This window comes from Paenibacillus alba (genome assembly GCF_013204855.1).
Lineage (GTDB): Bacteria > Bacillota > Bacilli > Paenibacillales > NBRC-103111 > Paenibacillus_E > Paenibacillus_E alba.
Map to the genome: position 1 here is coordinate 687,886 of NZ_JABMKZ010000002.1, position 10,807 is coordinate 698,692.

The 10,807-nt window shown below is 46.2% G+C and carries 10 protein-coding genes; all 10 read right to left on the bottom strand.

The window, feature by feature from the left end; translation table 11 throughout:
- Positions 1 to 25: 25 nt before the first annotated feature.
- On the bottom strand, positions 26 to 1,204 hold the full coding sequence (locus HQN90_RS03360) for an ABC transporter permease (protein WP_173216354.1): 1,179 nt from the start codon (positions 1,202 to 1,204) through the stop codon (positions 26 to 28).
- Complete coding sequence (locus HQN90_RS03365) at positions 1,201 to 1,923, bottom strand: ABC transporter ATP-binding protein (protein ID WP_216855166.1); 723 nt, start codon at positions 1,921 to 1,923, stop codon at positions 1,201 to 1,203. Before HQN90_RS03365 ends, HQN90_RS03360 begins: the two co-directional genes overlap by 4 nt.
- 30 nt (positions 1,924 to 1,953) lie before the next feature.
- A complete protein-coding gene (locus HQN90_RS03370) occupies positions 1,954 to 3,633 on the bottom strand; it encodes a permuted SH3 domain-containing protein (RefSeq protein ID WP_173216356.1) in 1,680 nt (559 codons plus the stop codon).
- Positions 3,634 to 4,799: 1,166 nt separating this feature from the next.
- On the bottom strand, positions 4,800 to 5,651 hold the full coding sequence (locus HQN90_RS03375) for an SGNH/GDSL hydrolase family protein (protein WP_173216358.1): 852 nt from the start codon (positions 5,649 to 5,651) through the stop codon (positions 4,800 to 4,802).
- Positions 5,652 to 5,691: 40 nt separating this feature from the next.
- Positions 5,692 to 5,826, bottom strand: coding sequence for an SDR family oxidoreductase (locus tag HQN90_RS39520; RefSeq protein ID WP_173216503.1), 135 nt, complete (start codon positions 5,824 to 5,826; stop codon positions 5,692 to 5,694).
- The gene (locus HQN90_RS03385) at positions 5,823 to 6,500 is read right to left on the bottom strand and encodes a GntR family transcriptional regulator (RefSeq protein WP_173216360.1); all 678 of its coding nucleotides are present in this window, start codon (positions 6,498 to 6,500) and stop codon (positions 5,823 to 5,825) included. The genes HQN90_RS39520 and HQN90_RS03385 overlap by 4 nt, the downstream gene beginning before the upstream one ends.
- Before the next feature lie 199 nt (positions 6,501 to 6,699).
- Positions 6,700 to 8,376 carry an extracellular solute-binding protein gene (locus HQN90_RS03390; RefSeq protein ID WP_173216362.1) on the bottom strand — a complete coding sequence of 559 codons (1,677 nt, stop codon included), beginning with the start codon at positions 8,374 to 8,376 and terminating at the stop codon, positions 6,700 to 6,702.
- Between the two features lie 150 nt (positions 8,377 to 8,526).
- The gene (locus tag HQN90_RS03395; RefSeq protein WP_173216364.1) at positions 8,527 to 9,423 is read right to left on the bottom strand and encodes a carbohydrate ABC transporter permease; all 897 of its coding nucleotides are present in this window, start codon (positions 9,421 to 9,423) and stop codon (positions 8,527 to 8,529) included.
- Between the two features lie 18 nt (positions 9,424 to 9,441).
- A complete protein-coding gene (locus HQN90_RS03400; RefSeq protein ID WP_173216504.1) occupies positions 9,442 to 10,389 on the bottom strand; it encodes an ABC transporter permease in 948 nt (315 codons plus the stop codon).
- A gap of 114 nt (positions 10,390 to 10,503) precedes the next feature.
- On the bottom strand, positions 10,504 to 10,807 hold a 304-nt coding region (locus HQN90_RS03405; RefSeq protein ID WP_216855167.1), incomplete at its 5' end, for a hypothetical protein.

Consider the following 10,807-nt stretch of genomic DNA (forward strand, 5'->3'; position numbering starts at 1 on the left):
TTGGTAGGAATAAGCTCAACTGACATTAGTCATAACGAAGCGCGTCGATAGGTTTTAACTTGGAAGCCTTGTTCGCTGGATAAAGTCCAAAAATGACACCAACTAAAGCAGAGAATAAAAAGGCATATAATCCTACGCTGAGGGAAAGACTCGTTTCCTGACTTGGATTAATATAAGGCCATGCCAGCGATAAGCCGACACCTACAATAAGTCCGATCAATCCACCCATCCCGCTGATTAGTGTGGCTTCAACGAGGAATTGAAGTAAAATGTTCCGGCGTTTCGCGCCAATGGACTTGCGAATACCGATCTCCCGCGTTCGTTCACTGACGGTCACGAGCATGATGTTCATAATCCCGATCCCCCCAACGAGCAGGGAAATTGCAGCGACAGCAACCAGTTGATTCGTTAGCGTGCTGGAAGCGGCTTGTCTGGCGGTAATCAATTCGGAAGAGTTGAAGATAGTGTAGCCTGACGTGCTTTTAAATTTGCTATATAAATATCTCTCCAATACCGCCTGCACCTTGCTTACTTGGTCTCCACTCGCGGCTTCTACATACGTAGAGCGAATGTTGCCCAGTTTAAAATCTCTGCTCATCGTTGGCAAAGGTACAATAACTGAGCTGTCCAATGAGGTGCCGCTCGTATTCGACCCCTTGCTTTCCAAAACACCGATAATGGTGTACATGTACCCATTCACATTAATTTCTTCATTAATCGGATCATCTTTGCCAAAAAACTTCGTGGCGACTTCCGTACCAATCACCGCTACGTGATTTCGAAAATCCAGATCAGCTGCCGCGAGAAAGCGGCCGCTGGCGACTTTTCCTTTTTGCATATCCAAATAGCGGTCATTGGTGCCGATCACGTTATACGTTTGCGTAGTCCGATCATATTTAATGCTTGTGCTGCCTCTCGTCATCGTTGGTGCGATGGCACTAATGCCGGATGTGCCTTCCAGCTCCATAAGCTCATCATATTTCAACTGTGTGGCGCGTCCGTTGCCGAGTAAATTAACCGTCAGCAGGTTCGTCCCCAGTCCTTCGTATTGCTTCTCAATCGACTTGGATGTTCCTTGCCCGATTGATACCAGCGTAATGACGGAGCTAACCCCAATAATAACGCCCAGCATGGTCAAAACAGTCCGCATCGGATTAGAACGCACCGTGGCCATAGCCATTTGGAAGAGCTCCCAAATTCTCATGAGGAAACCGCCTCCTGCTTGATCAAAGATGACATCGGCTCATTTCTGACATCTTTGATAATCTCTCCATCTCTTAGCGTGACGACACGCTTCGCGTTATCGGCGATGTGATTATCATGCGTAATCAAAACAATCGTGTTGCCTTGCTCATTCAATTCCTTAATCAATTCAAGCACTTCAATGCCAGTCTTGGAATCCAGTGCGCCTGTAGGTTCATCCGCCAGGATGAGCGATGGTGAAATAGCTAAGGCTCTAGCAATGGCAACCCTCTGCTGTTGTCCGCCGGAAAGCTCACTGGGCTTATGATGCCCGCGCTGCCCCATTCCAAGCTTCTCCAGCATGGCATTTGCTTGTTCTCTGCGCTGCTTGGTAGGAATGCCTGCATAGATCATCGGCAGCTCCACATTCTCAATCGCACTAAGTCTAGGCAGCAAATTAAATTGTTGAAAAATGAAGCCGATCTTCCGATTTCTCAGCTCGGCAAGGCCGTTGTCGGACATCTGAACCGTCGAGACGCCATCGAGCGTATATGTGCCTGAGCTAGGGATGTCTAGCAGGCCGATCGTATTCATAAGCGTGGATTTGCCAGATCCACTGGGACCGATAATGGCTACAAAGTCGCCTTTGGCAATGTGCAGCGTGATGCCTCTCAAGATTTGCAGTTGTTCATCGCCGCGGGCATAGCTCTTGGTGACCTGATTCAATTCAATGATGTTCATATCGTTGGCTCCTTTCCGGAAGCTGGTTCCTTACTGACGTGTTCCGCCGCCGTTTTGACCACCGCCACCAAACCCGCCGCCTCCATTACCGCCTTGGAAGCCAGCTGGCGGACCTCCTTCACCGCCTGGGAAGCCTCCCTGCCCTTGCTGCTGGGTCGTCGTTGTTGCTTTCCGAGTAGGCATCACAACTTCATCGCCCTCTTCCAAGCCGCTTACAATTTCTACCTGCGTTTTGCTGCGAATGCCGATTTTGATTTCATGCTGCTCTTCCACCGTTCCGTCCGCTTTCTTCAGAGAAACGGTTGATTTGCCTCTGGTCGTTGTAACGACTTGAATAGGCAGAACGAGAATATCTTTTTTATCCTGAATATAAATTTCAGCGGTAGCTGTCATCGCATATTTCAAATCATTTTGTGCCGTGTTCGGAATGGCGACAACAGCATCATAAGTCGTAACACCATTGGAGGTTGTTCCCACATTGGACACCGAGGTCACTTCACCCTGGAAGGTTTTGCCCGATATCGCGTCCACCTTCACGGTCACCTTTTGCCCAACTTTCACACTTGTCAAATCAAGCTCATCGACAGCAATAGCTAGCTGCATCGTGCTTAAACTTGCCACCGCGCCTAATGTGGTATTGGCATTAATTTGAGCCCCAACCGGGTAGTTGCGCAAAACATTGCTTTTACTATTGGCAAAGTCAGCTGAGAAAACACCGTCGAATGGCGCCTTAATCGTCAATTGATCAATCTTTTGCTGCGCATCATCCACTTTAATCTTCTGGCTGTCAATCGCCGCTTGTTTACTAATGACGTTATTCTGCAAATCATCATTGAACAACGTGGCAATCAGCTCGCCTTGTTTCACCGTTTCTCCATCTTTGAACTTCATGCTTTTGACCGTACCGCTCGCATCAGAGAAAATCGGCGACGTCCGAACATAGTCCAAAGCCGCTTGATCGGAAGATTCTACTTTATTGTCTCCTGTGCCCACACTGCCTTTGACTTTCAAGCCCGCTGACAGCGTTCCGTCATTGGCCACCAGCACCTCCACATCAACCATTTTATTTCCGTTAGCATCTGCCTTCACATCGTGACCAATTGTGTTGACACTTCCTACCTTTGACAGCAAATAACCATCCACCGTCAACTCCACATTATCGCCTTGCTTCAGTTGCACAGCTTCTTGCAAAGGAAAAGGCAGTTTCACTTTAAACTGCGTCGTATCGGAAATCGTCCCGATCTTTGTTGTTTTATTCACTTGACTGCCTACATCCAAGTTGGAAGCCAAGGTCAATTTCCCGCTCATTGCAGCCGAAACGCTCATATGATTTTGCTCATCCTGCAATTCGGCCAGCTCTTTCTCCAGCTGCTGCAAGCTCACTTGGGCTTCCTTCAGATTCGTTTCTGTGGAAGGAACCGAAAGTTCGACCAACACATCGCCTTTCTTCACCGCTTGGTTCTGTGTCAAATTCATCGTTTTAATGATGCCATCTACCGGAATGACGATATTTTGCTTGTCTTTGGCATCCAATTGCGAAGTCCCTGATACCGTGGAGGAAATCGCTCCTTTGCTTACCTTCATCACCTGTTGTTGTGTAGCTGCAGCGGCGGGTTGCGACTTTTTATTTATGTATACATAAGTTCCCGCTCCACATAAGATCGCAGCCAAAACCACAATCAACCATTTTTTCTTCCGGCCGAATTTCATCGATAAATCCCCTCTCCCATGTTCCATAACTCCGAATGACATTTCCCTAAGTCTTCTTCACAAGACCCAGTGTAATGGCGGCGGCTGAAACCCTTCTGAACATCGGCTGAAAGTCAGTTGAATGCAAGCTGAACATTTGCTGAAAGCAGTTTTCCCCTTCGGGAATACGAAGACAAACAGAGCCCGCCGAAATTTCTGGGGGCCCAAGGCAGATTGATTTGCTATAGGTCGAACAAGTGGGGTTGGCTTCTATAGTGAGAGGCGGACGTGAGCTAGGTGATTGAATTAGGCGCGGGTTAGTGGGGATGCATGTGGGAATTTGGACATGATGCGTGATAGTGGGGACGTGAGTAATTTGGATGTGGAGCGGGATAGTGGTGTTACGAGTGGATTTGGTGCGAGTTGAATCAAAACAAACATTGAACCAGCGAAAGGGGACTGTGTTCCCTTATTCATCATCAAAACAGTCTTTTAGCCAGTGAGACGGAACTATGATCCGCTAATTAGCCAATATTGGCTGGATTGCATCAATTTAAGGCGGAATAAAGGATCATAGTTCCCTCTCAGCTGCAAATGTTCGATTTCGGGTCAAATAGAGGATCACAGTTCCCTTTCGTAACCGTGATCCACGATACTGCGATCATCTTGTCACCATTGTGGTGCGGGATAGTGATGCTGCAATTAGATTCGGAAGTGGTGCGGGATAGTGGGGATGCGTGTAGATTCGGATCTGGCGCGGGATTGTGGGGATGCGTGTAAATTTGGATTTGGTGCGGGATAGTGATCATGCGAGTAAATTCGGATGTGGTGCGGGATTGTGGGGATGCGAGTAGATTTAGATGCGGCGCGGGATTCTGGTGATGCGAGTAGATTCGGGTGTGGTGCGGGATTGTGGGGATGCGTGTAGTTGTTGGTCCGAGTTGCATCAAAACAAACATTGAACCAGCGAAAGGGAACTGTGTTCCCTTATTCATCATCAAAACAGTCTTTTAGCCAGTGAGACGGAACTATGATCCGCTAATTAGCCAATATTGGCTGGATTGCATCAATTTAAGGCGGAATAAAGGATCATAGTTCCCTCTCAGCTGCAAATGTTCGATTTCGGGTCAAATAGAGGATCACAGTTCCCTTTCGTAACCGTGATCCACCTTACTGCGATCATCTTGTCACCATTCGCTGAATCTGCGCAAAGCTGTTTCCAGCGGCAACGCGTTGGCTTTCGTGGGGTTCGTATGGCCCACATGCTCCTTCCAGGCGTCATGCAGCACTCGGTGGCGTTTTACAATCAATTGAAAAAATGGCGATGTTTCTAATCGCAGGATAAAATCAGTATTCTCTGCCAACGTTAGATGAAATAAACCGCTTAATAAGGCTTGCGCTATGATCCAGTGGCCATCTGAGTTGGGATGGATACCGTCACCAGAACGATAGTCGCCATTCTTCTTCCGCTCCTGCTGTGTATGGCGAAGCAGTGGATCATACAAATTCACGATCACATCCGCCTTACGGTCGAGCGTGAGAATCCAGTTTGCATAGGACCGAAGCACATCATTGTAATGTTCATAAGGGGTTTTGTAGCTATAGTTTTTCTCCCCTTCAGGGAGAAGCGCATTTGCCTCGATCGACAGGTGATCAAATGGCGGCGGGGTCATGACAATTGCTTTGGCTCCGTAATCGTAGATTCTGCCTATCGCTTCCAGTATTCCTTGTTGGTAGGCGGCGAACCGCTCCGCAGAAAAAGGCGCATAAATACCATCGTTCATGCCATAGCCCAGCACCACCCAATCCGGCTTGCTTTGTTGCAAGGCTCTTGCCAGACGATGATGGAGGCAAGGACGCAGAAACGGATGATCTGGTTCTGATAAACCGGAAGCCGTCTCACTGCTAACGCCTAAGTTGATTAACGTATAGCGATTCTCTGGCCGCTGCTGTTGCAAATACGCATCTAAATAGGCAATAAATGTCCCATCCTCCGTTATACTGTCACCTAGAAAAACAATTCTGATTGGCTCATTCATCTGTTATTCCCTTTCTGATGGTGGTTGTATCATGTCTCATTCAATAACCCAAAGAAGCCCCACCATCTACAGTTAGCGCGAGTCCAGTAATAAACGCGGAGCTATTGCTTGCTAAATATAGAGCTGCTTGGGCAATTTCTTCTGTGCTTGCGCAGCGGCCTAAAGGGTACGCTATGCACCTGTCCTCACAAAAAACTCGTTTGTCCTTTGTTGAGAATTTCTTAAATGGACAGTCATCGCTGCTGCAGCCCCTTGGGGATCACGATCACGCAGCTTCTGTAAAATCGCCTGATGCTCCGACCACTCAACATTCGTCGTATCTACATCCAGCGTTATTTGAATAAAAGTTAGGTATCGCTGAATTTGCTCCATATACCCTCTGACCAAGTTTTGCAGATTCGTATTGTCGCAGTAGGAGAGAATCGTTCCATGAATCGAATTATTCATTTCATCAATAATGTCTAGACCGTTCGCTGATGGCGTAGAAGGATTGTTGAGGAGCGAATCCATCGTAACTTGCAGGTTTTCCAGCACCTCAGCAGGCAGATGATTCGTCGCTTTCTCTACAGCTAGCGGTTCAAGCTGCATTCTGATTTCATACAGCTCGTTCAAATCCTTGAGGCTCATCATATTCACAAACATCCCCTTGAACGGAATCACATGGATGAATCCTTCGGATTGCAATCGAGAAAGCGCTTCCCTAATAGGAATATTACTGACTTCTAAATTGCGTGCTAATTGATCGATGTTAATTTTCTCGCCTGATTTTAGCTTATGTGACAGGATATCTTCTTTGACAATACGGTAGATTTCTTCCGTTATATTCACACGACTGATTTTACTTCCCATTTGACCCTCACCCAACATTTTTCTTTTAATATATCATGTATGATTGAGAGTTATCAAACGATAAAACTTGAAGCCCTCCTTCATAGGCAAGAAGAGCTCCCGGACTGTGCCATCATACATCCCCTTTAACGCTAGATTGGCAAAAAAAAGCCAGGTGCTTCATATCGTGCTCAAACACCTGACCTGACTTCTCTTTCACTTATTTTTTAATTGCTGCAGCATCATACGCCTTCTGTAAAATTTCGAGATAACGGCCGACCTTCAAATTATCCAGACCTTTGACATAAGCATCCCAATCCTTCGTCAGATCTTTATTACCTGTGATGAATTGAAGCGCGCTTTGCTCAATATAGCTTTTAATGTTAGTTTGTAAAATCGTAGCTTCATCCGTCAGAGCCGGATCAATCCAAACGGCCCACATCGGGAACAGTTCCTTTGGCTCGTGTCCTTGGTACAGAAGCGTTGCATCATATAATCTGCGCTCGTAGTTAGCAGAATCATAAATATCCGTTCCTTGCACGAAGCTATCGCGATAGGCGGCTGGTTGATAGAAATGTCCCATTCCGCTCCATCCAGCATTGCGTGGAGGTTGACCATCAACAGCAGGGATCGTTGCGATTTGCGGTGTAACCCCTTTGCCTAACGCAACTTCACCTTCTTTGGGCTTTCTCCAGTCAATGCCTTCCATCCCGGATGCCGCATTCGTTTGACCTTCCATCGTGAACATGTAATCAACCATTTTAATCAACGTAATTTGTGCTTCTTTGCTCGCTTTATTCGTAATGACGAATTTCGCGCCTGGCGTTAATCCGCCCCCGTCGTGTGTAGCGAACGAACCGTGTGGTCCAGTCAGTGGCGGTACCGGATTGTAATCGGCTGAGTTTTTGTTGCCTTTATCGATGTTCACGAATATGGCAGGGTGCATGCCAGCTCCCGCTCCAAGGATTTGACCGCTTGCGTTCTCGCCGATTTTTTTGTAGGCTTCGGCATTTTGTGTGAATGCGCCCGGATCAATCAGTCCCTCTTCATAAAGCGATTTGATGTACGCAAGTCCTTCTTTCCATTCCGGCTTATTCGCTGCTGTATCTACTTTGCCGTTCTTGAGGTTCAAATAATTGCGATCATCATTATAGATGAAGCCATTCATTAAGAATGGAATGACACGTACCCCGAAGTCTTCGATGGACCCGCTTAGCGGTACTTCATCGGCTTTGCCGTTTCCGTTTGGATCATTTTTTTTGAAGGCTTCCAGTACTTTCTTGAAATCCTCTGTCGTTTTCGGCATTTCCAGATTCAATTTTTTCAACCAGCTAGTATTAATCCACATCTTATTGGGATAAGAGCAGTGGAAGCATTCCGTATAGGAACCTAGACCATAAATCTTACCGTCCGGTGCTGTAATGAAGCTTTTGAACGTAGGCTCTTTCTCCATTGCTGCTTTAATATTCGGTGCGTACTGATCAATTAAATCATTCAAAGGCAATATAACGCCCTGCTTGCCGAATTTCAGCAAATCTGCTTGCGAGAACTGATCAATATACGAAGTAAGGATATAGGACTCCGGATAATCCCCGCTGGCCAGCGAGATTTGACGTTTCTCCTTGGCGCCATCGTAGGGAATAACATCGAATTTGAATTTAGCATTAAACTTGCTTTCCAAATGCTTCGTGAACAGGTTCGTATTCAAATCTATCGTATTATCCTGTTGAGCAAATACGCTGATTTGCACAGGCTTACCCGCTTGTGCTGCACCTGGAGTCGCTGTCTCTGTTGTAGGCTTTGACGTTTCCGCGCTCTGGTCGTTTTTCGAACATCCAGCAACAAACAGACTGACCATCAATACGCAAGACAAAGCGATGACCGATTTTCTTTTCATGTAATCCGCTCCCTTTTTATTGGACTGACGAAGTGAATATGAGATTGATTATTAGGTATTATCCGTTTGTTAGCGTATAGTTATCACCCCTTTCAATTCTTCAAAGGTACTTCCATCCCTGCTTCCTCGTGGTGATCAGCAATGATAGCCTTAACCTTTAACCGACCCCACCAGCATCCCCTGAACGAAAAAACGCTGCACAAACGGATAAATAATGAGAACTGGCAATGTCGCCACGACGATAAGTGAATATTTCAAAAGCTCAGCTAGCTGCTGCCGCTCCACCAACTTCAAAGCATCGGTCGCATTCGAACTGTTGTTCAGAATGATAATGCTGCGCAGGATGAGCTGGAGTGGAAACAAACTCGCCGTTTTCAAATAAATGAGCGCATCGAAATAGGCATTCCATTGTCCTACTGCATACATTAAAACGAGCACGGCAATGATCGGTTTGGACAGCGGCACGACGACACTTCGCAGAAAGCGAATATCACTGCAGCCATCAATTTCACTGGCATCAATCAGCTCGCCGGGGATAGAAGCTTGAAAAAATGTACGTGTAATGATGACCTGCCATACCCAAATCGCATTGGGAATCAAGATAGCCCATCTTGTATCAATAAGCCCCATTTGCTTCACGACGAGATACATCGGAATCAAACCTCCGCCGAACAGCATAGTGAACGTAATCAGCATCATGAGCACATTCCGCCCAAAAAAAGTATGACGCGACAACGGATATGCAATCATAATGGTAAGGCTTACACTTATCACCGTGCCAACTGCTGTATAGAACAGCGAATTGGCATAGCCAGTAACGATCTTCGGATTATCCATCAGACTCGCATAACCTTTAAGCGAAAATTCTACCGGATACAACCACACACGGCCTGAAGTTACCGCCGACGGACTGCTGAAGGAGCTGCTCAAAATATAAATAAGCGGATACAACACAACAATCAAAACGAGGCCTAAGACCACGTAGATGCCCATTAAAAAAAGTTTATCCCCGACCGAATCCTTGATCGATGATGTCGTCCTATTCATGTGTTCGCACCCCTTCCTCTACCAAATACTTGTGTTTGATAATCGCTTAGCCAGCATATTAACCACGACCAACAGCAGCAAATTAATAGCTGAATTAAACAAACCCACCGCAGTTGCGAAGCTGTAGTTCGCATTCAACAAACCAATTTGATACACATAGGTAGCAATGATTTCCGAATTGATTTTGTTCAGCGGGTTCTGCAGCAGATAAATCTTCTCAAATCCGATAGACATCACACTGCCCACATTTAAAATGAAAACAATCGTAATCGTCGGCATAATGCCCGGCAAATCGATATGACGAATCTTCTGAAAGCGCGACGCACCATCAACCTTAGCCGCTTCATATAGGGCTGGATCAACGCCAGCCAGAGCAGCCAAGAAAATAACCGCTGAATATCCAGCTGTCTGCCAAATGTCGGACCATACATAGATGGAACGAAACATCCCCGGCTCCCCGAGGAAATTAATCGAATTCATCCCGAGGTGGTTCATCATAACATTAAAGAAACCCAGCCTTGGCGCTAAAAATAGCATAATAATCGATACCATCACGACCGTCGATATAAAATAAGGAGCGAACGATACGAGCTGCACAAGTCGTTTGAACCTGCCATTACGAATCTCATTGAGGGCCAACGCCAATATTATGGGAATCGGAAAGCCGACAATTAAAAGATAGCCGCTAATCAGGATCGTATTTTTAATTAATGTCCAGAACAACGGATTTTCGAAAAACAGCTTAAAATGCTTAAATCCTACCCACGGGCTGCCCCAAATCCCTTTGGTGACGTTATAATCCTTAAAGGCCAGAACGGCATTTAACATCGGATAGTATTTGAAAATAATAAAAAACAACGCTGGCGGTATCACAATGAGATACAATTGCCAATGTTTCTTGAAGCTCTTGAATGCTGCTTCGCGAATTCCTCCGCGTGTTTTGGCTGCCGCATGACTGCGTTTCATCACAATTCCCTTTTCCAAATTACTCCCCCCAATAACCTCTGTTCAGATATGATAGCGCTTTCTATATGGCTGATTATAGGCCGTTTTTCCGCTTTCCGTATAGGTACATCTGCGTCATTTTACGAACATATCGCCCGATTTCAGCGAACATTTGCCTGTTAGAACGGGCAATTTTCCTACGCTGCCTGCATTCAAGTTAGAATGCGAAAGGGAATCGAAAGAACAACCAAATAAAAAGAGCTGTTCCTTAAGTAGTAAACCTACTCGAGGGCAGCTCAAATTTTGTTGTTGTTCCAGTTCCAGTTCCAGTTCCAGTTCCAGTTCCAGTTCCAGTTCCAGTTCCAGTTCCAGTTCCAGTTCCAGTTCCAGTTCCAGTTCCAGTTCCAGTTCCAGTTCCAGTTCCAGTTCCAGTTCCAGT